This window comes from Synechococcus sp. UW69, from assembly GCF_900474185.1.
GTDB lineage: Bacteria > Cyanobacteriota > Cyanobacteriia > PCC-6307 > Cyanobiaceae > Parasynechococcus.
Genome location: NZ_UCNW01000011.1, coordinates 17,285 through 40,550, shown reverse-complemented (window position 1 = coordinate 40,550; position 23,266 = coordinate 17,285). Strand labels below are relative to the sequence as shown.

Below are 23,266 nucleotides of genomic sequence, written 5' to 3'. Positions count from 1 at the left end.
GTGTCGGCGTCGAAGGGCAATCTAGGAATCGACCCTGCGGTGGGTGGATCGACCCTGCAGATCCTGCGTCTTGATCCCTCATGGCAGCACGCCTGTCTGGTTCTGGATCAGACTGCTCTCGATGGTCTTTGGACGGCTGACCAATGGCGGCGTGAGCTGGACGACACCAGGCGCCTCTGCATCGGTCTTGTTGACTCCGAAACATTGATAGGAGTTGCCTGCGGCTGGTTGGTGGCCGATGAACTCCACATCACGGCAGTTGCTGTGGATCCGGCCAGTCGCCGCAGCGGCTATGGAGGTCTTCTTTTACAAGCACTGTTGCAACGGGCACGTCGGGTTGGTGCGGTGCACGCCACGCTCGAGGTGGCCAGCGACAACGTTGCCGCTCTGGCGCTTTACGCCCGGAACGGTTTCCGCACCGCAGGCACCCGTTCCGGGTACTACTCCGATGGTCGCGATGCCCTCATTCAGTGGTGTCGCATCCCACCACCGACATCTCCAACGTCGGATTGATGTTGTTCGGTTTCCCGTCCCTGGGAAACAAAAATAAGCAGTGAATCTTGTGGGATTCATTGTTATTTTTTGCGCGCTCAAGGCCAGTCTCAGACTGGAAAGTGACCGTACAAACCGAACACTCGCGGCGGTCCCTCAACCCTGATAGCTTGGTTACATCACTGCATTGGCCCAGCGATGTTCGAACGTTTCACCGAGAAGGCCATCAAAGTGATCATGCTGGCCCAAGAAGAGGCTCGCAGGCTTGGTCACAACTTTGTTGGAACCGAACAGATACTCCTCGGTCTCATTGGCGAAGGAACGGGTGTAGCTGCCAAGGTCCTCAAGTCCATGGGCGTCAACCTCAAGGATGCCCGGGTGGAAGTAGAGAAAATCATTGGGCGTGGGTCCGGTTTCGTTGCCGTTGAAATTCCGTTCACTCCCCGCGCCAAGCGTGTTCTGGAGCTCTCTCTTGAAGAGGCTCGTCAGCTTGGTCACAACTACATCGGTACGGAGCACCTGTTGCTCGGTCTCATCCGAGAGGGCGAAGGTGTAGCGGCCCGGGTTCTGGAGAACCTCGGTGTCGACCTGGCCAAGGTGCGAACCCAAGTGATTCGCATGCTGGGTGAAACGGCCGAAGTGTCTGCCGGTGGCGGCGGTGGTGGAAAGGGCTCCACCAAGACTCCCACCCTCGATGAGTTCGGTAACAACCTCACGCAGCTCGCGACAGAGGCGAAACTCGATCCAGTTGTGGGCCGTCACAACGAAATCGATCGCGTCATCCAAATCCTTGGGCGCCGTACCAAGAACAATCCAGTTCTGATCGGTGAGCCCGGCGTCGGTAAGACGGCCATCGCTGAAGGCCTGGCCCAGCGCATTCAGCAGGGAGATATTCCCGACATCCTCGAAGACAAGCGCGTCCTGACCCTTGATATCGGCTTGTTGGTTGCTGGTACCAAGTACCGGGGTGAGTTTGAGGAGCGTCTCAAAAAGATCATGGAGGAGATCAAGTCGGCCGGAAACGTCATCCTCGTGATCGACGAAGTTCACACCTTGATCGGTGCAGGTGCTGCTGAAGGTGCCATCGACGCTGCCAACATTCTCAAGCCGGCGCTTGCTCGTGGTGAGTTGCAGTGCATTGGCGCCACCACCCTCGACGAGTACCGCAAGCACATCGAACGGGATGCTGCTTTGGAACGGCGTTTTCAGCCGGTCAATGTCGGTGAGCCGTCCATCGATGACACCATCGAAATCCTTCGCGGTCTTCGAGAGCGTTATGAGCAGCATCACCGCCTCAAAATCACCGATGAAGCGCTTGTCGCGGCGGCAACCCTTGGTGATCGGTACATCTCTGATCGCTTCCTGCCCGACAAGGCCATCGACCTGATCGATGAAGCTGGCTCCAGGGTCCGCCTGCTCAATTCGAAGTTGCCTCCTGCTGCGAAGGAGGTTGATAAGGAGCTGCGTTCCGTCCAGAAGGACAAAGAGGATGCTGTCCGCGATCAGGACTTCACCAAGGCGGGTGAGTTGCGTGAGAAGGAAGTAGAGCTGCGGGAGCAGATTCGTTCCCTGCTGCAAGCCAACAAGGACGAGGTCAAAGCCGACACTTCTTCAGAGCCCGGTGAAACGACGGCTGCCGAGTCGGTTGCTTCAGACAGTTCCCCCATGGTGAATGAGGAGGACATCGCTCAGATCGTTGCCTCCTGGACCGGTGTCCCGGTGCAGAAGCTGACTGAGAGCGAGTCGGTCAAGCTGCTCAACATGGAGGAAACCCTCCACAAACGCCTCATCGGTCAGGACGAAGCGGTGAAAGCCGTGTCCAAGGCCATCCGCCGGGCCCGGGTTGGTTTGAAGAACCCCAATCGACCGATTGCAAGTTTCATCTTCTCCGGCCCCACGGGTGTTGGTAAAACCGAGCTCACCAAAGCTCTGGCGACCTATTTCTTCGGCAGCGAAGAGGCCATGATCCGCCTCGACATGTCGGAATTCATGGAGCGCCACACGGTCAGCAAGCTGATCGGCTCGCCTCCTGGCTACGTGGGCTTCAACGAAGGCGGACAGCTCACTGAGGCGGTGCGTCGGCGCCCTTACACCGTGGTGCTCTTCGATGAAATCGAAAAAGCGCACCCCGATGTGTTCAACCTGCTGCTGCAACTCCTGGAAGATGGTCGTCTCACCGACTCCAAGGGCCGCACAGTTGACTTCAAGAACACCCTGATCATCATGACGTCGAACATCGGTTCGAAGGTCATCGAGAAGGGGGGTGGCGGCCTTGGCTTCGAGTTCTCCGGTGAAAGCGCTGAAGATTCTCAATACACCAGGATTCGCTCCTTGGTGAATGAGGAGCTCAAGCAGTACTTCCGTCCTGAATTTCTCAACCGTCTCGACGAGATCATTGTCTTCCGTCAGCTCAACCGCGAGGAGGTCAAGCAGATCGCCGAGATCATGCTCAAGGAAGTCTTTGGTCGCATGGGCGAGAAGGGCATCACCCTCACCGTGTCCGATGCGTTCAAGGAACGTCTTGTTGAGGAGGGATACAACCCTGCCTATGGCGCACGTCCCCTGCGTCGTGCCGTCATGCGTCTTCTCGAAGACTCCCTCGCAGAAGAAGTGCTGTCAGGTCGGATCAAGGACGGCGACCATGCCGAGGTTGATGTCGACGAGAACAAGAAGGTGGTTGTGCGTCACAAAGGTCAGGTGGAAGCGGCACCGCAACTGGCAGGTGCAAGCCTCTGATGGTTCGATCCATCTCGTCCCATTCCATTGCCCCCGCCAGTGTGTTGCGGGGGGATGGAGCATGGGATGAGGCCTTGCCTCAGATCAAAGCGCTGTGTTCGCGTCCGCTGGTGCTCGGACGCAGTGTCTCAACCGCGGGGCAGCGTCAGCGCTTCGTCGCCGATTTGCAGGCCCAGGGACTCAATCCTCTTCAAGCTCAGCTTCAGTTCGACTGCTGTGAGCAGGACCTCCAGAGAGTGTCTTCTGAAGCCGACGGCTGTGATGCCGTTCTGGCAGCCGGGGGCGGAAAGGTTCTGGATGCCGGCAAGCTGCTGGCCCATCGTCTTTCTCTTCCATGCATCACCGTTCCGCTGAGCGCCTCTACTTGCGCGGGCTGGACGGCTCTGGCCAACATCTATTCCCCTCAAGGTGCCTTCGAAGGGGATGTGGCGCTGGATCGCTGCCCTGACCTTCTCGTCTTTGATCACGGCTTGGTGCGCCAAGCTCCGCCTCGCACTCTGGCCAGTGGTGTCGCTGATGCCCTGGCCAAGTGGTACGAAGCCTCCGTGAGCAGTGGCGACAGCAGCGATGGTCTGGTGCAGCAGGCCGTGCAGATGGCACGGGTTCTCCGCGATCAACTGCTGATCGACAGCCTCACGGCGCTGGAGGATCCAGACAGCGCGGCGTGGGTGCGCACCGCCGAAGCCTGCGCGCTGACTGCCGGAGTGATGGGAGGACTTGGTGGTGCCCGTTGCCGTACCGTCGCGGCCCATGCTGTTCACAACGGCCTCACCCAGCTGGAGGCGTGTCACCACGTTCTCCATGGCGAGAAGGTGGGTTTCGGAATCCTTGTGCAGCTTCGATTGGAGGAACGTCTGGGCGGCAACCGGCTCGCCGGGCAGGCGCACCGCCAATTGCTGCCGCTGCTGCGGCAGCTGGCTCTGCCTGTCAGCCTTGATGATCTGGGTCTGGCGCAGGCCAGCCTCAGTGAATTGCAGGAGGTGTGTCGCTTCGCCTGTCGCGAGGGTTCCGATCTGCATCATTTGCCCTTCGCCGTGACGCCCGGTGCTTTGCTGGAGGCCCTTGTGGGTGCCGCTGAACTCAGCCCCATCAGCCTTTGAAGACGCTTCTGGATCAATTGCGGCCGGCTCTGCTTGACCCGCAGGCCGAGACCCTGGCCGCTGATGTGCAGTGGTGGAATTTGCCTGGCCTGGGTCTGGATGATCCCTTCCCGGTGGCGGTGCTCGGCCAAGGCTCTCCTTTGCTGTTGCTGCATGGTTTCGACAGCAGTTTTCTGGAATACCGGCGCCTGGCTCCCCTCCTGGCCGATCGCTTTCAGCTGTTCATCCCCGACCTGTTCGGTTTTGGCTTTTCACCTCGTCCCTTGGGCCTGACCTACGGGCCGGACGCTGTTTTGCGTCATCTCGATGCCCTGCTTGAGCGGCTTCCCGCTGAGGCTCCTGTTGGGGTGATCGGTGCCTCGATGGGCGGCTCCGTGGCCGTGGAGTTGGCCCGGCGTCACCCCGAGCGGGTGGGTCCTCTTGTGCTGCTCGCTCCAGCAGGTTTGACGGGGCGTCCCATGCCTGTGCCGCCCCTGCTGGATCGTTTTGGTGCCTGGTTTCTGGGTCGCCCCGGCGTGCGGCGGGGGCTGTGTCGCCAGGCCTTCGCCGATCCCGATGCTGATGTGGGAGCTCCGGAAGAACAAATTGCCTCGTTGCACCTGCAATGCCCCGGCTGGGCTGAAGCCTTGGCGGCATTTGCCCGCAGTGGTGGTTTCGCAGGATGTGGAGAACCCCTGCCATCCCAGTCACTGCATGTGATCTGGGGTGCGGATGATCGCATTCTGCGCGCCCCGCAAAAACAGGCGCTTCAGGCGTTGCTGGATCGGCCTGTAGAAACGTTCCCCTGTTGCGGGCACCTCCCGCACATCGATCAGCCCCACAGGGTGGCTGAGCGTTGTTATTCGCTTTTGGCCTGTGGCTGATCCCCTTCTCACTGTGCTCGCCGGGGCTCTGCGTCTTTGGATTCGCAGCCGCTGCGACCGCCTCGGAAGCCTCGAACTGCATCTGAACGGTTCCAGTTGGTCTCTGCTGCGGGGACGTCTGGACGGCGTGTCGCTTAATGCGCGGGACGTTTGTTTTCAGGGGCTGCCTCTGCAGAGCGTGGCGTTGTGCAGCGGTCCGATTGCGGTGGACATGAAGCTGCTGACTCCAGGCCAGATGCTGGCGTTGCAGCAGCCATTTCAGGTGGAGGGTGAAGTCAGCTTCAACGGCCGTCAGCTCAATAGCGCTGTGCTTGCCGAGCCCTGGCGCTGGCTCGGTGACTGGATGGCTGAGCAGCTGATGGGTCTCAGCCCCTTGGGCGCCTTAAGCATTGAAGAGAATCTGATCGAGTTGCATGCAGTTGTCGCTGCACATCAAGACCCGGCTCGCCGTCGCTTCCGCCTTAACGCTGAGCAAGGCACCTTGTGCTTCCGGCCTGAGACAGACGATGAACCCTGCATCCTGCTTCCAATGGATCCGGCCATCCGGATCGAGCATGCCCAGCTGTTTGCTGGCCAGTTGGTTCTGAAAGGCCATTCCATCGTCACCCCTTAGTGCCGGTCTGTTGTTGAACCGGCGCTACTTCGAAAGCAGCGGTTGGCACAGGGCGATCGCGTAGTACACCACCGCTGGGGTGAATAGATAGCTGTCGATGCGGTCCAGGATCCCGCCATGGCCCGGTAGGACGTCACCTGAATCCTTGACGCCCGCATCTCGTTTCATCATCGATTCCGTTAGGTCTCCCACCAACGCGAACAGAGCGATCAGCGCTCCCAGCAGCAGGCCTGGCAGACCATGCAGGACCCACCCCATCAGCTGACCGCAGATCAGGCCCATCAACATCGCCGAGAGGAAGCCGCCAATGGCGCCTTCGATGGTTTTCCCAGGAGAGATCGGCGAGAGGGGGCGCTTGCCGTAACGCCGGCCTACGGCCCAGGAGCCGATGTCGGTGGCCACGATCATGAGACAGGCGGAAAGGGTGATCGCCAGCCCGTCCTCAAGACCACGCAGACTCAACCAGTGGCTGGGTAGAAACCCGAGGTAGAACAAGCCGAAAATCGATGCTGCGATATCGGCGATGGAGCCCGTCACCGGTTGTAGGAGCAGCCAGCCGCAGATGGCAGCTCCAGATAGGGGCAACACCGCGGAGGCCACCGCTTCCGGCAGCCCTCCCTGCATCGACCATTGGGTGGTGAATAACAGCAGTTGACAGGCCACCAGGGTTGTTTTGGTGGCTGGGCGGATCCCCTTGAACTGGGCCATTCGGAAGAACTCCAGCAGGCCGAGGTGCACCATTCCCCCCAGCGCAGCGGTGAACCACCAGCCCCCGAGTCCAACCACCAGTAGGCCAAATCCGCCGACACCGAGGCCACTGATCAGCCGCTTGCGCAGCACCGCACGAGCGGCTGGCGCTTGGCTTTGATCGAAGACAACCTCACGGATCACGCTGATTGGAGGCTTCGTTGGTTCAGGCTATCAATCGCTCATGGTTGGCTTCGTCTGGCGAGCCTGAAGCTGCTTTATGGCGACGACTTGAGGATCTCGAGTTTCACTGGTACTTGACCCGCCTGCATCATCTTGAGTTGTGATGCGGCGCCATGGGCGAGATCAATCACCCGGTGGTCCTTGAAAGGCCCACGGTCATTGATACGCACTACAACGCTGCGTCCATTGCTCAGATTGGTGACGCGCACCTGGGTTCCAAAGGGCAATGTCCGATGGGCTGCCGTCAGCGTGCCCTTGCGGAAGCGCTCACCATTTGCGGTTGTTCGGCCGTAGAACCCTGGCCCGTACCAGCTTGCTGCTCCTTGAACCACCTGGATGAGCTTGCTTGGTACCGGAGTCTTTTCGGCCAGGGGGCTTGGGGGAGGGAGTGGCAAAGCGTTGATCGTGTCGACATCCTTGATCCCCTTGATTCCTGTGATCTCCTTGCTCTTCTGGATGTCTTCCAAAAGGAATTCCTCGCCATTGGGGCTGGCCCCAACGGAGGGGCAGATCAGCAGTGCCAGCACCAGCCAGGTCAGAGGTTGCATCCACCACTGCCGAATGCATGGATTGAAGCGGTTGTGGGGCTGGATTTCACCCCCTGCTGACGACAAACAGACCGTCGGGAATCTGTTCACCCCAGAACAGCTGCTGGCGTTTCAGCCAGGCTTGCCGGTTGCGATCCAATCGCTCACCGGGAATCAGCAGTGGGATGCCAGGGGGGTACGGACACAGCAATTCAGCCGCCAAGCATCCGCCCGCTTCGTCTAACGACACGCGGAGACGTTCTGCGTGCCAGGCCTGCGACGGTGAATGGTCTGTGGTGGTGACTAGTGGCAGAGGCGGAGCTTCGAACGGCGGCAGTGGATCGCGATCGGGATAGGTCCGCCGGAGGTCCTGCCAGTGGTGCCTGATCCGGCGCCCGAGCCCACGGTGTCGGGCTAGGCCTAGGCAAAAGGTCAGCGTTGCCGGTTCCGGCAGTTCGCCAACGAGGCCTTTGGGCAGGAACCAGGCGTCGGCCTCTAGGCCGGTGATCCCCGCCTGGCCCGTGTGCAGGATCAGGCGCAGCGGGTCCTGGTTGTTGAGCAGAGGGACTCCGCTACGGCGTAAGACATCGGCGAGCTCTTCAGCCTCCTGCAGACGCTGCAGCAGTTGTCGGCGTCCCCTGCGGCGCTGCCAGTGTTGAAGGGCTTCTTCGCAGGAGGCCAGCAGCAGCGCACTGGGGCTCGTCGTCTGCAGCAATCCCAGACTTCGTTCGACACGCACGGGATCCAGACGCTCCCCCTGCAGCCAGAGCACTGCCGTTTGCGCGAGGGCTGCAGCTGATTTCTGCAGGGAATGCACCACGAGATCGGCGCCGCAGTGCACGGCACTGGGAGGCAGGGGATGATTCACGCCTGCGGCGAAATGACAGCCGTGGGCTTCATCCACCAGCACGCAACAGCCTCGCTCCTGTAATCGTTTGATCACCTCCGTGGGGTCGTTGGCATAGCCCTGGTAAGTGGGATGCACCAGAACCGCGGCGCGGATGGGTGCCCCATCGGACGGCAAAGCCGCCAGCACCCGTTCGATCCAGGCGGAATCCACCGGCGCAGGCTGGCCCCGGTCGCTTTGAAACGGAAGATCGAACAGCACCGGCTGCAGATCCCCGAGAATGCAGGCCTGAATAAGGCTGCGATGGACATTGCGAGGGAGAAGCACCCGCTCCCCAGGCCTGACCATCGCCAGTAGAGCGGCCTGAAGCAATCCCGTGGCCCCGTTCACCCCGTACCAGCACCGCGCCACACCCATCTGAGCTGCGGCGCAGCGTTGGCTTGCGGCGATGGCGCCGTCCGGTTCCAGTGGACCACCGAGTTCAGGGAGTTCCGGTAGGTCCCAGATGCCAGCGCGTTGTCGCAGCAATTGACGCAGTCCATCCGGAAGCGCGGCCCCCCGGCCATGGGCCGGCAGAAACAGAGGCTCACCGAGCCGACGGGTGAGCTGGGGCAGAAGCGCCATCGAATCCGCCTGATCTCCTTAAAGTCTCCCTCTGTACTCAGCTCGATGCGATGCGTTACGACCCCCGGCGGGATCTGGGCTGGTTGCTGCTGCGTCCCTGGGTCGCTATCCCGCGGCTGGTGCAGGTGCTCTGGTCCCTGGCTGGCCTGGTTTTGGTGTTGCTGCTGCGCGGAGGCAGTAGTAACGCCGCTGTGCAGCAGGGCTTGGCGCGTCGCATCCTCAACACCCTCACCGGTCTGGGTCCCTGTTTCATCAAATTGGGTCAGGCCCTGTCAACACGTCCCGATCTCGTGCGTCGGGATTGGCTCGAGGAATTGACGCGCCTGCAGGACGACCTGCCGGCGTTTTCCCATGCTGTCGCCCTGGCGTGCATCCGCGAAGAGCTGGGTGCACCAGCTGAAGAGTTGTTTGAGGAGTTCCCCGACACGCCAGTCGCCGCCGCCAGCCTCGGGCAGGTCTACAAAGCTCGTTTACAGGGCCAGCACTGGGTTGCGGTGAAGGTTCAGCGACCCAATCTCACCTTCATCCTGCGGCGGGATCTGGTTCTGATCCGGGCGCTCGGTGTGATGACGGCTCCTCTCCTGCCCCTCAATCTTGGCTTCGGTCTGGGCGGAATCATCGATGAGTTTGGCCGCAGCCTGTTCGAGGAGATCGACTACGGCCTTGAAGCGGCCAATGCTGAGAGGTTCTCGGCTCTCTTTGCTCAAAACGATGCCGTCTATGTCCCGAAGGTGGAGCGGATGCTCAGCTCCACCCGTGTGCTCACCACCACCTGGATTGATGGAGCCAAGATGCGCGACAGCGAAGAGCTGCGCTCACAGCAACTCGATCCAACGGCATTGATCCGCACGGGTGTGATCTGCGGTCTTCAGCAACTGCTGGAGTTCGGCTACTTCCACGCCGATCCCCATCCCGGCAACCTGTTCGCCATGCGGGGGCGAACGGGGGACCTCGGCCATGTGGGCTATGTCGATTTCGGCATGATGGATTCCATCAGCGACAGCGACCGTCTCACCCTGACGGGTGCAGTGGTGCATCTGATCAACCGTGATTTCCCCGGTTTGGCCAAGGATTTCCAATCCCTTGGTTTTCTCAGCCCCACCGCTGATCTCACCCCGATCATTCCTGCTCTTGAGGAGGTGCTCGGCGGCAGCCTTGGTGACTCGGTCGGTTCGTTCAACTTCAAGGCGATCACCGACCGTTTCTCGGAGCTGATGTTTGATTACCCCTTCCGGGTGCCGGCTCGCTTCGCGCTGATTATCCGTGCGGTCGTCAGCCAGGAGGGTCTGGCCCTGCGTCTCGATCCCGACTTCAAGATCATCGCCATCGCTTATCCCTACGTGGCCCGTCGACTGCTCGCGGGAGACACGAGCGAGATGCGCGAGAAGTTGCTTGAGGTGATTTTTGATGAGTCAGGCCGCTTGCGCCTGGATCGGCTGGAAAGCCTTCTGGCAGTGGTCGGCCAGGACGCACCCGCGCCTGGTAAGGAACTGATTCCTGTCGCCGGTGCCGGCTTGCGGTTGCTGTTCAGCCGCGATGGTGCCGACCTTCGCCGGCGTCTGCTGATGACGCTGATCCGTGACGATCGCCTGCACACCGACGACGTGCGTGCCCTGGTTGGCCTGCTTGGACGAACTTTCGGGCCCGGGCGGCTGGCCGGTGGGCTGCTGCAACGTCTCAACCCCCTGGCGGCAGCGTGATCCAGCAGCCGAAGATGCTGACGGAACTGAAGACCACAACGGTGAGCGGCCAGATTTCGTCCAGTTGCTCCAGCCGATGCTCTTTGCGAGTTTTGGCGTCGCCTTCCGGCATTGCCTCCAGCTCTCCGTAACGCCGTCCGATGAAGATCACCAGGATGAAGGCCAGCAGGGTGACCACATAGGCAATCACATAGACCTGATCCAGAAAGGTGAGATAGGGCAGGTCGGGCAGTTCCTCCCGGTAGGTCTGTTGGAGGAACACCAGGGTCAACAGCACGGTGACAGGAATTCCTGCGCGGGCATCCTGTTCATCGGCTCGGACTTTGAACACGAGAAGAACCATGGCCATCACCACCAGCAGGGGCAGCATCAATCGCCAGAACGCAGACCAGGAGGAGGTGCCGAACGTGATATCGAAGATGACCAGGCTGTAGTCATCCGCGCTGCCCCCCAGCCCGAAATTGGTGGCGTAGTTATGCCGGTATTCGGCAATGGACCAGCCTCGGTTTAGCCAGCCGATGATTCCTGCGAACAGGCCCATTCCGCTGTTTTGAATGTCGGGCTCGAAGCGGAAATGGGGATAGTCGAGGGAACCATTCACATCCTCCATTTCAAGGACAAGGGGCAGGCTCACGGTCACAAAGGGAAAGTGCCTGAAGCTGGCTTTGTCGATGTAGAAGCGGCCGATATAGCTGAACAGTTGGTAGTACGTTCCGTCGTCGTTGTGCACTGGGGCTGAGGACATCGGCGTCAGCACTGGATCGGCATCGGAGAGCAATCCGTTCACCAGGGTGATTCCCTGTTCAATGGTTTGATCCCGTTCACTCAGATAGCGCTGCAGCTCCTCTCCCCAGCGCATCCAGACGTAACCGTTGGATGAATAACTGGGGATGCTCAGATCCAGGTCGTAGGTGCTGGTGGCATAGATCCCCACCTGAACGTGGTACGAGGCGTCCTCCAGCCCCTGTTGATCCAGGACCATCTCCTGGCCCGACAGCTTTTCGCCCCGCAGGGAGGTCCAGCCGTCCCCGGGTATCCGTTGACTGTCTGTTGTCAGGGCTCGTGATGCCGATGACAAGCGCAGCGCATCACGGCTAGGGACACGACCGACATCAAGCCTGTTGATGCCGGTGAACGCAAGAAGACCGGCAAGCAGAATTGAAACAACGGCAAGGAAGTTCCAGTGCTTCTGTTTCTTGGAGGCCATTTGCGGCGCAGCTCTGGAGTCACTCTGACGTGCTGGGCCTTACTGAGCAGTGGACTGCTCACGCTGCTTCAACCTCGCCCTGTTGCTTCTCAGCCCCCTGGCAGTGGGCAAGATCCCAATGCTCTGGTGCTTGGCCAGTCCCTACCGCTCTCGGGCCCTTCGGCACAACTCGGTCTGGATTATCGACGCGGGGCCATGGCCTGGTTTCAGGCCGTGAACCGTGAGGGAGGAATTCACGGGCGCAGAATCGAGTTGGTCAGTCTTGATGACAAATACGAGCCGTCGCAGACGCTGATCAACACGCGCCAATTGTTGAAACGCAATGATCTGCTGGCGTTGTTCGGTTATGTGGGCACGCCCACCACAAAAGTGGCGTTGCCGTTAATCGAGGCTGCGGAGGTGCCGCTGGTGGCGCCGATGACGGGGGCAAGTCTGCTTCGACGGCCGGAGCTGCGCATGGTGTTCAACATGCGAAGCAGCTATCGCCGGGAGATTGCGGCGATGGTCGACGAGCTGGTGCGTGATGCGCACCATCGCATTGCGATCGTTTATCAAGACGACGCCTTTGGTCAGGATGGCCTTGACGGCGCCATGGCTGCCCTCACCAGCCATGGGCTCAAACCGGTGGCGGTCACGACGGTGCAACGCAATTCAGCTCAGGTGGGGGATGCATTGGACGACCTTATGGCGGTCAATCCCAACGGAGTCGTGCTCGTTTCTGCCTATGTGAGTTCGGCTGCCCTGGCCACCTCGCTGCGCGAACGAGGCAGCAGCGCTCAGATCATGAATGTGTCGTTTGTGGGCACCCAAGCTCTGCAGAGGGCGATGCCGGTGGGCGAAGCCAATGGCATCGGCGTGGCCCAGGTGGTGCCGTTCCCGTGGAATCGTTGGATCCCCGTTGTGGCTGACTATCAGCGCTGCCTGCGGCTGAGTGATGAGGCATCGGGTTTTGGCTTCACCAGTTTTGAGGGGTATCTCGCGGCGCGGATGATCACCGAGGCGCTGGCACGGGCTGGAAAGAACCCAACGCGTCAATCCCTTGTCCAGGCTCTTGAGTCAATCAATGATCTTGATCTGGGGGGCTTCCGAATTCAGATGGGGAGGGACGATCACAACGCCAGCGACTTTGTCGAACTCACCTTTCTCGGCTCCCAAAGCTGGGAACCTTGAGCTGAGATCGCTAAGGTCGCAGCTCTTTGAGATCGGCGTCGATGCCTGAGGAGATCAGCGCCCAGGAGCTTGAGCAGCTGCTTCGGATGATGACCCTGCCCCAGCCGCCTTACCTGCTGGCAGGTATCGGCCTGTTGATGGCAGTGCTCTGCGGCTTGACTTTCGGTCGTCAGGTCCAGAACAAATTGGATGGCTGGAAGCAGGACCGGCTCCCCCTGTTGCCTCTTGGAACAGTTGAGATCAACCTCAGTTACGGCGGCACCCTGATCGGTGTGACCTTGTTTATTGGCTGCTGCCTTCAAATCTTCGGTTTTGCGGCAGGTGCTGCCCTTCTGGTGGCTCTCTTGCTGTCTCTGCTGACGGGTGGAGCCTTGTTCGCTCAGCTCGAGCGCCTGATGGTGCAGGTGGAAGAGGGCAATTTCAAAGCGGTTGATTTCGACAATTTCGATGAATTCTTCTGATCTCGTCTTCTGACCTCTTAAGCGAAGCCGCTGATCTCATCCTTCTGGCTGAGGCAGCCGTCAGAATTAACTCGTTTCCAGCCTGTTGGATGTGACGACCTTGTCTGCGGCGGTTTCCACATGCCGCTTGCTCGTGGTGGAAGACGACGACAGCATCCGGGAGACAGTTGGTGAGGCCTTGAGGTTGGAGGGCTATGAAGTGCTCACCAGCTCAAATGGCTCAGAGGCTCTCGAACTGGTCGTGGACAGATCCTCTGATCCGGTTGATTTGATTGTTCTTGATCTGATGCTTCCGGGGCTGGGGGGGCTTGATTTCTGTCGCGAGCTTCGTCGCTTCAAGAACACCACACCGATTCTTGTAATCAGTGCCCGCGACAGTGAAACCGATCGGGTGCTTGGGCTGGAGGTTGGCGCTGATGATTATCTGGTCAAACCCTTTGGGCTACGTGAGTTGGTGGCCCGCTGCAGGGCGTTGCTGCGGCGATCCCGTCAAACCGAGTCGTCGCCCTCTGAATCACACAATTACGCCAATCTTTGCCTGTTCTCCAATGAGTGCCGGGTCACCCGGGATGGCACTGATCTGACCCTCTCCCCGAAGGAATACAAAATCCTGGAGTTGTTCATTCAGAACCCCAAGCGCGTCTGGAGTCGCGATCAGTTGCTGGAGAAAATCTGGGGTGTTGATTTTGTCGGCGACACCAAAACAGTGGATGTTCACATCCGTTGGTTACGGGAAAAGGTTGAAGATGAGCCCTCATCTCCCCAGTTGATCCGCACGGTCCGCGGCTTCGGTTACCGCTTCGGCTGATCTTGTTGTGTTGATCTCTGGAGTACTTGGCTTTGCGGCCGGCATCGGGATCACGCTTCTGTTGCAGCGACGATGGCGCTTCCTGAAGTCGTTGCGAGAGGAGGAGGAGCGGCCTTTTGCCTTGAACGCACCTCAGCTTCTGGCCTGGATTGATGCGGCCACCCAGGGCTGGATGATCCTGGCTCCGGATCACTCCATCGCCTATCTCAACGGTCGGGCCGAACGCTTGCTGCACATTTCTCGCAATCGTCTGGTTCGTGGCATGAACCTCAGGGATGCCCTTGACATTCCCGCACTTGAGGAGGTGATCTTCAGCAGCCGCTATCAGCAGCGCCCCCAGCGATGTGAATGGGAGCAACAGGGGGACCCGCTGGAGGCCATCGTTCTGCCGGGCAGCGATGAATGCTTGTTGGTGTTGATCCAGAGCCGCCAGTCCCTCGAAGCCCAGCAACAGCAGCAGGAGCGCTGGGTCAGTGATGTGGCCCATGAGCTCAAGACCCCTTTGACCGCCCTGATGCTGGTGAGCGATCGGCTGGAGCTGGCCGTGAGTTCAGAGGACACGGCTCTGGTGCAACGGCTGCAGAAGGAACTCCGGCGTCTTCAGCTGCTTGTGGAGGATCTGCTGGAGCTCTCACGCCTGGAGAACAGCCTGCCCCAGGAATACAGCGATTACGTCCCTCTCACCCTGGAGGATCTGGTCGACAGCGCTTGGGGAACCATTCGCCCGATCGCGGAGGGGCGGCGGGTGACGCTGCAGTTGGATCGCTCTGAATCCGGGCCCTTGCTTGGGGATCAACGCCGTCTGCACCGCGCGGTGCTGAATCTTCTCGACAATGCTCTGCGTTACTCCCCAGAGGACAGCAGCGTCGATGTGACCGTGCGCCAGAGCGGCGGCTGGTGGCTGCTCAGCATCCGTGATCACGGCCCCGGGTTGAGTGAGACCGATCTCAGTCGCATGTTTCAACGCTTCTACCGGGGGGATCCCTCGCGGGCACGCTCCAGCCGTAGTGGCAGCGGCCTTGGGCTGGCCATCGTGCAGCAGATCTCCGTGAATCATGGTGGTCGCATCGAAGCGCGCAACCACCCTGCTGGGGGCGCCTGCATGGACCTCCTTCTCCCCCGGGAGCCTGTTGGATGACGCGTCAGCGTCTCCAGAAACTGATTGCTGCTGCTGGTCTCTGTTCCAGGCGCCGTGCTGAGGAATGGATTCAGGCGGGACGTATCACGGTGGATGGCCAGGTCGCCCGCGTTGGGGACCAGGCCGATCCGCACCAGCAGACGATTCGGGTGGATGGCAGGGCCTTGCCCAGCCGTGGCGCGGCGAGGGTGCTTTTGCTGAACAAGCCCGTGGGGGTGATCTGCAGCTGCGATGACCCTCAGGGCCGCCGAACGGTGCTCGACCTGCTGCCACCGGAGCATCGGGCAGGACTGCATCCTGTTGGCCGTCTCGATGCCGACAGTCGTGGGGCTCTGCTGCTGACCGATCTGGGTGAGCTCACGTTGAAACTCACCCACCCGCGCTATAGCCATGCCAAGACCTACAGGGTTTGGGTGGAGGGTGTGCCGTCCGAAGCGGTTCTCGACCGCTGGTGTCGGGGTTTTCCCTTGGATGGGCGACCGACCCGACCCGCAGAGGTGCGCCGACTGCAGACCAGGGGCGGGCGCTCGTTATTGGAGATCGAGCTGCGGGAAGGTCGAAACCGACAGATTCGCCGGATGGCGGAGGTCCTTGGCCATCCGGTGCTTGACCTCCGGCGCACGGTCATTGCGGGGTTGCCGCTTGGCGATCTGGCTGAGGGGTGCTGGATGTGGTTGAGCGAGGGAGAATGGAAGCCAATGCTCGACCGGGCTGTCCCCTTGGATCTGCATCGCCCATGCGACTGAAGCGTCCAGGACTTTGGTGGCGCCGTGCCCGCAGTGGAGCCAGCGCTGATGCTGGTTCTGTTGAGACCCAGGATCAGCAAAGTCAGGATCTGGGACTGATGCTGCGGCGGCGGCGGGAGGAACTTGGCCTCTCGCTACGGGACCTGGCCAATGAAACCCGGATCACAACACCCGTCATCGAAGCGTTGGAGCGTGGCTGGCGTGATCGATTGCCCGAGCGGGCTTATCTCGCCTCGATGCTCCCTCAGATCGAGATCCGCCTGGCTCTTCCCAGTGGATGCCTCGACCCCTTGCTTCCCCAGCCGGTGTTGCTCCGCCGCGGATCTGCAAAGGCGGGTCTGCGGCGCTTCACCCTCGGCAATATCGATGTGTTCACCACCTGGCAGGGCACGGTGGTTTACACCGTCGTGATTGCGCTCAGCCTGCTTGCTATCAACCGACAACAGCAGGATTTGGCCCTTCGCAACAGCCTGACTCTCGAGCCCGTGCGTGCTGATCTGGAGGCGATCAACCGTCGCCCGAACCTGGCTGGCTCTGACAACCGCATCGCCGCCTTGCGGCCCCTGGAACAGGTTCAGCAACGCACACCGCAGGAGTGGCTTGAGCTGGTGAGTGGCTCGCTGACGCAGTCTCAGGGGGTTCTCGAGGTTGTTGTTGCTGAGCCCAGAGCACTGCAGCTCTCGAGCGGTGGTGGAGATAGGTTTGAATTCACGGCCAGTGCCGGCACGTTGATGCTCCAGTTGCAGGCCCCGATTGAGGTCCGCCTGGATCCCCCCGCCGGTGCTGGCGATCAGGTGCTCTGGAACGGAGACCCCCTGCCTGTGGATCAAGAGCGGCCGGGGATCTACCGGGTCAACAAGCTGCCTGCTCCCGAGAGCGATCGTCCCCAGACCGCTCCCCTCGTGCCGTAGCCGCAAAGGGCATTCTCCAGATCAGCATCAAAGCTGCGCAGCCTCCAGCTCCAGTTGCCTTCACAGGTGCCAGGTGTGTTGAATCTGGCCCGGTCATCCAGATGCATGAGGTCTTGAAGTGGGGCGACGACCAGTCCTGCGGTCGTGGCAAAGGCCATGTCAAGCAGATGCCAGGCGGGTGCTGAGATCTCACCATTCACCCGCGTGGCAATGCGGGCCCTGCTGTCGGCATCCAAATTGTTCCACCAGCCCAGGGTCGTGGGGTTGTCGTGGGTGCCGGTGTAGACGACCCAGCCATGACCATCGGTGTTTTCAGGCAGATAGGGATTGTCGCGATGACCATCAAAAGCAAATTGCAGAACCTTCATTCCTGGCAGTCGGAATGCATCACGGAGTGCCTCCACATCCGGTGTGATCACGCCAAGATCCTCGGCAATCAAGGGGAGGGCGCCACCAGCATCCCTGCGGAGGTAGCGCAGCAGGGTGTGGCCTGGTGAGGCCTGCCACTGCCCGTTTTCAGCGGTGCAGTCGGCACCGGGGACGGCCCAGAAGGCGGCAAGGGCCCGGAAGTGATCCAGGCGTAGAAGATCAACAAACTCTCGCTGGCGAGCGATTCTTTGCCGCCACCAGTGGAATCGCGTGATCCGATGTTGTCCCCAGCGGTAAACCGGTGAGCCCCACAGTTGCCCTGTTTCCGAAAAGTAATCGGGTGGCACGCCGCTCTGGGTGGTGAGTTGGCCGTTCTCTTTGACCGTGAACAGCGAACGGTTGCTCCATACATCAGCGCTGTCACTGCTGACGTAAAAGGGCAGGTCGCCAAACAGCTGGATGCCCAGGTCTGCCGCCTGTCGACGGATCGCCTGCCACTGACGGTCGAGGTGCCACTGGATCAGCCGTTCCCGTAGCAAGGCCTCTTGGTGTTGCTCCGCCCAGCTCCGCAGCGCTTTTTTGTTGTGTCGTGCCAGCGGGAGTGGCCAGTCCCACCAAGCCGTCCTGTGCTGATCATGAAGAACCTGAAAACGGGCATGGTCTTCCAACCAGGCGCGCTGCTGCTGCACCCAGTTGCCGAAGTCGGTGTGTCGCGCCGGATCCTGGTCACTCCAGGCCTCGAGCAGTGCATTTCCCAGGGCATCGGCCCGTTGCTGGGCCAGGCTGAAATCCACACGCTCTGCGCCCTCCAGTGGTGCATCAGCGCCCGGAGCTGCCCTGAGCGCTGCCTCATGGATGAACCCCTCGTTGGCCAAGTCCTGTCCATCCAGGAACCAGGGGTTCAAGGCATTGCATGACGGCGAGCTGTAGGGCGAGCCTGTGGAATCAGGCGGGGCCAGGGGCAGCATCTGCCAGACCCCGATGTCGTGGGCAGCGAGGAGGTTGAGCCAACGGCGGCATGGCTCACCGAAGCTGCCGCAGACGGGACTCCCTGGTAGTGCGGTCGGATGAAGCAGCACCCCAGTGCAGCGCCCCCCTCCAGCCTTGGCTGGTTCAACAGTGGACTGATCCATGGGGGCCCTTCGGTCTCCCAAGGATGGCCACTTCAGAACAGGGCGGCATCTCCTAGGTCCTGCCCGGCCATGCCGTCCCGAGCCACGCGCTCGAAAAATTGCTCCAGGGTGTCGGTTCCATAGGACGGTGTGGCATCGGCGTCGTAGCGCTGCTGTTGCTCATCCCAGACGAGCATGGATTCGCTGGCGTAATAGCGACCGATGCGCCCGAATTCCGCCGTGTCTTTGATGCCTGGGAACAGCCGAGCCAAACCGTCCAGAAGGGCGATCGGACCATCCATCAGAGCAATGGGGACGGAGAGCATCCGCTGGGGGCGGTTTAGGGCGCGGAAGAGCATTTCTCCCTGCTCCCGAGCGCTCAGCGCCGGACCGGGCCCGCCGATGGGAAGCACCTGGTTGCATTTGGCATCGTCCTGGATGCAGTCCGCCATGAACCTGGCCAGGTCTGCTTCGCTGATCGGCTTGCAGCTGGCCAGGGTGCCGCCGCCGAACATCACATAGGGGCCACCTTTGCGGCAACTTTCCACCTGTCCGCCCAGGCTCTTGAAGAAGGCGGTGGGGCGAACGATGGAATGGGTCATCTCTTCGTCCGCCTGCAGAACGGCCTCAAAGGCCAGCTTGGCTTTTTGAAACTCCAGCAGTGGCTTCTGCACGCAGATGGCCGAGAGAAGCACGTAATGGGCTACCCCGGCAGCCCGTCCCTGTTCGTAGGTGTTGAGGGTCGCCGCGTGGTCGATGGCCCAGGAATCCTTGCGGCCGCCGGTGCGGGAAGCCAGGCAGCTCACCACTACATCCGTCGGTTGATCGAAGGCCTCGGCCGTGATCGAGGCGGGATCGCTGACATCCCCAAAGCGCACCTCTGCCCCAGGAAAATCGGCGATGACCTCGTCTCTGCTCTGACGGCCGCCCACACCACTGCGTTCTCGGGCAAAGGCAATCACCTGGTAGCCCCGCTCCACCAGCTCCTTCACCACAAAACGGCCGATGTACCCGGTGGCTCCGAACACGACCACGCGCACCTGTTCGGGAGGTCGGTTGCGGTAGTCGTGGCGGAGGGACATCGAGGACGGCTTCACGGGGCCAGGCTAAGAACTGGAGATCTGGGCGAAACTAAGCGCCATTGCGCTTGTTCCAGCGAAATGAACTGGTTGTCGCCACCCCGAGTTCGCGGCGTGCTGCGTGTCGGTTCAGCGTTGCTGGGTCTCGGTGTCACCGGGTGGTTGCTGGCGACTCTGTGGCCTGAACCCGATCGTGTTGCCCAGGGAGCTCCTCTCAGCGCAGATCAACCTGAAACCCTGGCTCCCTTCCCCGAGAGCCCTGTCACGGTGCTGGTGATTGGTCTTGATGCGAATCGTCTTGGTGCGCCCACGAATCAGGCCGCGCCCAAGGGGCCTGCCAACGCCGATGCCCTTTTGATGCTTCGCATTGCATCGAGGGAGCCGCTTCAGGTGCTCCAGATCCCCACCGAGCTTGGCGTTCAGCTCCCTGGGCAGAAGGATCCAGGCCGCTTGTCGGAGTTGTGGCGACAGGGCGGCGTCAGCCTTGTCAGTGATGCCATCCACGACATTGTTGGCCTTGAGGACGGCGACCCGAAGCGCTATGTGGTCATGCCCCGTGCGGCCTTACGCCGTTTGGTGGACGGACTTGGCGAAGTGGAGGTGGTGCTTGGGCAGTCTTACCAGCGCCAAGACAAGGCACAGGGCTACAGCGTCAATCTCCAGGCTGGGCGCCAAAGCCTGAACGGAGTCCAGGCGGAACAGCTGGTGCGTCACCTACCAGACCCCAAAGATGTCTCCCAGCGTCGTCAGCGCCAGGACATTCTTGTTGAGGCCTTGATCGAACAGGTCAAGGCTCCCAGTGGCATTGAGTTGATCCCTGCTCTGGTGGATCAACTGGATGCTGACGTGGAGACCAACTTGAGTCGTTCGGAACAGTTGAGCTTGGCCGCGGCGATCATCGCCAGCCCTGAACCTGCAGCAATCACCCGCCTACCGCTGGCCGACCGGTCTGGTGAGCAGACGTTGCGCCAAATCAAATCCGGGGTGAGCCGTCCCCTCTGGCCCCAGCCTTAACCCGGGCTGCGCAGCTGCAGTCTCCGGGCGAGAGCCTCGATGCATTCGGCCTGATCTGGATGGTTCTCATCGGGAATCCACCCCAGCCAGCTGAGGCCGTCTCTGCGTCGTGCAGGGCCGTTCCAGGGGCCCTGGAGCTGAACTAGGCCGAGAAGGGGGACATGCAGTTCTCGGCAGAGGGCGGCATAGGCCGGGGCCGTGCCGGGGATCGTTCCATCACTGTCGGCTGTTGTCAGCAGCAGCACCGTCTGACGCCAGTCAGCCAGGGCCTGCAACCAGCTGACATCACCCTGCGGCGTTGGCTGTGCTGCGTCACCGCTTAGCCGCACAAGCCCTTTAATAGCTGGATTGTTCTGCAGGACTGCTGCGGGTGGTGCACCGCTGGCAACGGTGGTCAAAGGGCATTGACAGGCCTGGGCTAAGGCTTCGCAGGCTTGGCGCATTTTCAGCTCTGGAAGTGGGCCCGCACCCACGAGCAGGGGGAAACCTTTGGACATGGGGGTGCTGCTCACCTCTACCATCGGATTACAGCAGAATTCGTTACGCGGGCGCCGTGACCAGTTTCCTGACAGCAGCCCGTACCGAACAGGAGCAGATGGCTCCAGATAGCCGACGTCTGCGTCTGTTCAGTGGCACCTCGAATCCCGCTCTGGCGCGGGAGATCGCTGCTTATCTCGGTGTGCCAGATGGCCCCCGCGTCTGCAAGCGGTTTGCGGACGGTGAGCTGTATGTGCAGATCCAGGAGTCGATTCGGGGCTGCGATGTGTTCCTGATCCAGCCCACCTGCGCGCCGGTGAACGACCACCTGATGGAACTGCTGATCATGGTGGACGCATGCCGACGGGCATCAGCGCGGCAGATCACTGCTGTGGTCCCTTATTACGGATACGCCAGAGCGGACCGTAAAACCGCCGGTCGTGAGTCGATCACGGCCAAGCTCACGGCCAACCTTCTGGTGCAGTCCGGCGTTGATCGTGTGCTGGCCATGGATCTGCACTCCGCCCAAATTCAGGGGTATTTCGATATTCCCTGCGATCACATCTACGGATCACCCGTGCTGGTGGACTATCTCTCCACTCAGGATCTGGGGGATGTCGTCGTGGTGTCTCCGGATGTGGGGGGTGTGGCGCGTGCCCGGGCGTTCGCGAAGCAGATGAACGATGCCCCGCTGGCCATCATCGACAAGCGCCGCACCGGTCACAACATGGCTGAGAGCCTCACGGTGATCGGTGATGTGGCTGGCCGAACGGCGATCTTGATTGACGACATGATCGACACCGGCGGCACGATCTGTGCAGGTGCACGGTTGTTGCGGGAGCAAGGAGCTGAACGGGTGCTGGCCTGCGCCACCCACGCTGTGTTCTCACCCCCCGCCAGCGAACGTCTTTCCGTCGAGGGCCTGTTTGAACAGGTGGTGGTGACCAACAGCATTCCGATTCCGCAGGATCGGGTCTTCCCTCAGCTTCAGGTTCTCTCCGTGGCCAACATGCTGGGGGAAGCCATCTGGCGCATCCACGAAGAGAGCTCCGTGAGCTCGATGTTCCGCTGAATGCTGGGTTCGGTGGAATGGACTGTTCAACGAGCGGGCTTGCTGCGGCTGCATCGCGATTGATTCGAGCGACTCTTGCGGTGCGGTGCGGTGCTTCAACAGCAGTGGATCAGCGCTGGAGGCCACTGGCTTGCGTTGCCCTGGCCAGCCTGATGGCAGCGCTTCCGGCTCCCTTGATGGCGGAGTCCCGATTGGACCGGCTTCTGCGGAACCGGAGCACCATGGGGGTGTGGCTGACCAACAGCCCCAGCAAGCTCTATTACGACAGGAAGCGCATCAGCGCAGCGATGCAGCAGCTCCAGGAGGCTGGATTCAATCGTGTGGTGCCCAATGTCTGGAGCCGAGGAACCACCTTTCACCGCAGCCGTTTCGCTCCAGTCGAGCCACCGCTTCAGAAGGCGGGGCTCGGTCTTGATCCCATCTGCACCTTGGCCGCTGAAGGTCGGCGCCGCGGCATCAAGGTGATGCCCTGGTTTGAGTACGGCTTGATGGAGCCGGCGAATTCAGCTGTTATCCGCAAGAACCCCAGCTGGGTGTTGGCCAAAGCGAATGGCCAACGCTGGATGACCATGCACGGGAACCATCGGATGGCTTGGCTCAACCCTGCCCATCCGGAGGTGCGTGCCCGTTTCATTGGTTTGGTGGTGGAGACGTTAAAGCGCTGTCCGTTGGATGGCCTGCAACTGGACGACCACTTCGCCTGGCCGGTTCAATTCGGCTACGACCCCACCACCGTGGCGCTCTACAAACAAGAGACGGGAATGGCACCACCGCGGGATCACAGCAATCGACAGTGGATGAAATGGCGTCGGAACCAACTCACGTCTCTCCTGCGTGAGTTACGGCAGCGTCTCAAGAAGGAGCAACTCTCCACACGGATCAGCCTGTCTCCCGGCCCCTTTCGTCAGGCATACAACCTCTGGCTTCAGGATTGGGAGCTCTGGGCTTTGGGGGGGCTGATTGAAGAGCTGGTGGTGCAGAACTACGCCTACTCCGTCCAAGGATTCGCGAAGGACCTGGATCAACCCGCCCTGCGCAAAGCCCGCAGCTGGGGAATTCCGTCTCAGATCGGCGTGTTGGCGGGATTCGGCAAACGCACCACATCCATGGCCGTTTTGGAGCAAAAAGTACGCCTAGCCCGCAATCGTGGTCACGGCGTGATTTTCTTCTATTGGGAGGGGTTATGGGGAAAACATGTGGCGGAGCAGTACAGAGAAGTTCGGCGCGAAGCCTTCACAAGAATGGGATATGACTGATCAAGAGGATCTGT

The 23,266-nt window shown here is 60.9% G+C and carries 22 protein-coding genes; 15 read left to right on the top strand and 7 right to left on the bottom strand.

The annotated features are described in order from the left end of the window. The 5 genes from DXY29_RS11030 to DXY29_RS11010 all read left to right on the top strand — a co-directional run bounded on the left by DXY29_RS11030 (position 1) and on the right by DXY29_RS11010 (position 5,804). Positions 1–513 (top strand): GNAT family N-acetyltransferase, encoded by a 513-nt coding sequence (locus tag DXY29_RS11030; RefSeq protein WP_115025103.1) that lies wholly within the window; start codon positions 1–3, stop codon positions 511–513. 177 nt (positions 514–690) lie between these two features. Then, positions 691–3,228 (top strand): ATP-dependent Clp protease ATP-binding subunit, encoded by a 2,538-nt coding sequence (locus tag DXY29_RS11025; RefSeq protein ID WP_115025102.1) that lies wholly within the window; start codon positions 691–693, stop codon positions 3,226–3,228. Beyond that, a complete protein-coding gene (locus DXY29_RS11020; RefSeq protein ID WP_115025101.1) occupies positions 3,228–4,328 on the top strand; it encodes an iron-containing alcohol dehydrogenase family protein in 1,101 nt (366 codons plus the stop codon). Before DXY29_RS11025 ends, DXY29_RS11020 begins: the two co-directional genes overlap by 1 nt. After that, positions 4,325–5,191: an alpha/beta fold hydrolase gene (locus DXY29_RS11015; protein WP_115025100.1), complete on the top strand. Its 867-nt coding sequence runs from the start codon at positions 4,325–4,327 to the stop codon at positions 5,189–5,191. Before DXY29_RS11020 ends, DXY29_RS11015 begins: the two co-directional genes overlap by 4 nt. Continuing rightward, positions 5,184–5,804 carry an LmeA family phospholipid-binding protein gene (locus DXY29_RS11010; RefSeq protein ID WP_115025099.1) on the top strand — a complete coding sequence of 207 codons (621 nt, stop codon included), beginning with the start codon at positions 5,184–5,186 and terminating at the stop codon, positions 5,802–5,804. The genes DXY29_RS11015 and DXY29_RS11010 overlap by 8 nt, the downstream gene beginning before the upstream one ends. Before the next feature lie 24 nt (positions 5,805–5,828). On the opposite strand, the gene DXY29_RS11005 is transcribed toward DXY29_RS11010, so the two are convergent. The 3 genes from DXY29_RS11005 to DXY29_RS10995 form a co-directional block, all read right to left on the bottom strand. Next, complete coding sequence (locus DXY29_RS11005) at positions 5,829–6,695, bottom strand: phosphatidate cytidylyltransferase (protein ID WP_115025098.1); 867 nt, start codon at positions 6,693–6,695, stop codon at positions 5,829–5,831. A gap of 74 nt (positions 6,696–6,769) precedes the next feature. Beyond that, positions 6,770–7,348 carry a septal ring lytic transglycosylase RlpA family protein gene (locus DXY29_RS11000; protein WP_371411085.1) on the bottom strand — a complete coding sequence of 193 codons (579 nt, stop codon included), beginning with the start codon at positions 7,346–7,348 and terminating at the stop codon, positions 6,770–6,772. After that, a complete protein-coding gene (locus DXY29_RS10995) occupies positions 7,329–8,732 on the bottom strand; it encodes an aminotransferase class I/II-fold pyridoxal phosphate-dependent enzyme (RefSeq protein WP_115025096.1) in 1,404 nt (467 codons plus the stop codon). Before DXY29_RS10995 ends, DXY29_RS11000 begins: the two co-directional genes overlap by 20 nt. Positions 8,733–8,782: 50 nt before the next feature. Between DXY29_RS10995 and DXY29_RS10990 the strand changes: the two genes are divergently transcribed. Beyond that, the gene (locus DXY29_RS10990) at positions 8,783–10,432 is read left to right on the top strand and encodes an AarF/ABC1/UbiB kinase family protein (RefSeq protein WP_115025095.1); all 1,650 of its coding nucleotides are present in this window, start codon (positions 8,783–8,785) and stop codon (positions 10,430–10,432) included. Here the strand turns inward: DXY29_RS10990 and DXY29_RS10985 are convergent. Further along, a complete protein-coding gene (locus DXY29_RS10985) occupies positions 10,410–11,639 on the bottom strand; it encodes a hypothetical protein (protein WP_115025094.1) in 1,230 nt (409 codons plus the stop codon). The two genes, DXY29_RS10990 and DXY29_RS10985, sit on opposite strands and share 23 nt — an antisense overlap. Here DXY29_RS10985 and DXY29_RS10980 point away from each other — a divergent pair. The 6 genes from DXY29_RS10980 to DXY29_RS10955 all read left to right on the top strand — a co-directional run bounded on the left by DXY29_RS10980 (position 11,616) and on the right by DXY29_RS10955 (position 16,873). Then, positions 11,616–12,809 carry an ABC transporter substrate-binding protein gene (locus DXY29_RS10980; RefSeq protein ID WP_115025093.1) on the top strand — a complete coding sequence of 398 codons (1,194 nt, stop codon included), beginning with the start codon at positions 11,616–11,618 and terminating at the stop codon, positions 12,807–12,809. The two genes, DXY29_RS10985 and DXY29_RS10980, sit on opposite strands and share 24 nt — an antisense overlap. 41 nt (positions 12,810–12,850) lie before the next feature. After that, positions 12,851–13,270 (top strand): hypothetical protein, encoded by a 420-nt coding sequence (locus DXY29_RS10975; RefSeq protein ID WP_115025092.1) that lies wholly within the window; start codon positions 12,851–12,853, stop codon positions 13,268–13,270. A 100-nt stretch (positions 13,271–13,370) separates the two neighbouring features. Continuing rightward, positions 13,371–14,078, top strand: coding sequence for a response regulator transcription factor (locus DXY29_RS10970; RefSeq protein WP_244279382.1), 708 nt, complete (start codon positions 13,371–13,373; stop codon positions 14,076–14,078). A gap of 7 nt (positions 14,079–14,085) precedes the next feature. Continuing rightward, the gene (locus DXY29_RS10965; RefSeq protein WP_115025090.1) at positions 14,086–15,216 is read left to right on the top strand and encodes a sensor histidine kinase KdpD; all 1,131 of its coding nucleotides are present in this window, start codon (positions 14,086–14,088) and stop codon (positions 15,214–15,216) included. Then, positions 15,213–15,962 (top strand): pseudouridine synthase, encoded by a 750-nt coding sequence (locus DXY29_RS10960; RefSeq protein ID WP_115025089.1) that lies wholly within the window; start codon positions 15,213–15,215, stop codon positions 15,960–15,962. The genes DXY29_RS10965 and DXY29_RS10960 overlap by 4 nt, the downstream gene beginning before the upstream one ends. Further along, positions 15,953–16,873: a RodZ family helix-turn-helix domain-containing protein gene (locus DXY29_RS10955; RefSeq protein WP_115025088.1), complete on the top strand. Its 921-nt coding sequence runs from the start codon at positions 15,953–15,955 to the stop codon at positions 16,871–16,873. Before DXY29_RS10960 ends, DXY29_RS10955 begins: the two co-directional genes overlap by 10 nt. Here the strand turns inward: DXY29_RS10955 and malQ are convergent. Together malQ and DXY29_RS10945 are read right to left on the bottom strand one after the other, a co-directional pair. Then, positions 16,807–18,375: a 4-alpha-glucanotransferase gene (gene malQ / locus DXY29_RS10950; RefSeq protein WP_115025087.1), complete on the bottom strand. Its 1,569-nt coding sequence runs from the start codon at positions 18,373–18,375 to the stop codon at positions 16,807–16,809. The two genes, DXY29_RS10955 and malQ, sit on opposite strands and share 67 nt — an antisense overlap. Positions 18,376–18,407: 32 nt before the next feature. Then, positions 18,408–19,436 (bottom strand): NAD(P)-dependent oxidoreductase, encoded by a 1,029-nt coding sequence (locus DXY29_RS10945; protein WP_115025086.1) that lies wholly within the window; start codon positions 19,434–19,436, stop codon positions 18,408–18,410. A 78-nt stretch (positions 19,437–19,514) separates the two neighbouring features. Here DXY29_RS10945 and DXY29_RS10940 point away from each other — a divergent pair, with 78 nt between their 5' ends. Continuing rightward, positions 19,515–20,447, top strand: coding sequence for an LCP family protein (locus DXY29_RS10940; protein ID WP_115025085.1), 933 nt, complete (start codon positions 19,515–19,517; stop codon positions 20,445–20,447). Here DXY29_RS10940 and DXY29_RS10935 read toward each other — a convergent pair. Further along, positions 20,444–20,944, bottom strand: coding sequence for a hypothetical protein (locus DXY29_RS10935; protein ID WP_115025084.1), 501 nt, complete (start codon positions 20,942–20,944; stop codon positions 20,444–20,446). The two genes, DXY29_RS10940 and DXY29_RS10935, sit on opposite strands and share 4 nt — an antisense overlap. 56 nt (positions 20,945–21,000) lie before the next feature. Here DXY29_RS10935 and DXY29_RS10930 point away from each other — a divergent pair, with 56 nt between their 5' ends. Together DXY29_RS10930 and DXY29_RS10925 are read left to right on the top strand one after the other, a co-directional pair. Continuing rightward, positions 21,001–21,996, top strand: coding sequence for a ribose-phosphate pyrophosphokinase (locus DXY29_RS10930; RefSeq protein WP_115025083.1), 996 nt, complete (start codon positions 21,001–21,003; stop codon positions 21,994–21,996). A gap of 152 nt (positions 21,997–22,148) precedes the next feature. Next, entirely contained in the window at positions 22,149–23,252 is a 1,104-nt protein-coding gene (locus DXY29_RS10925) for a glycoside hydrolase family 10 protein (RefSeq protein ID WP_244279402.1), read from the top strand. Positions 23,253–23,266: the final 14 nt, after the last annotated feature.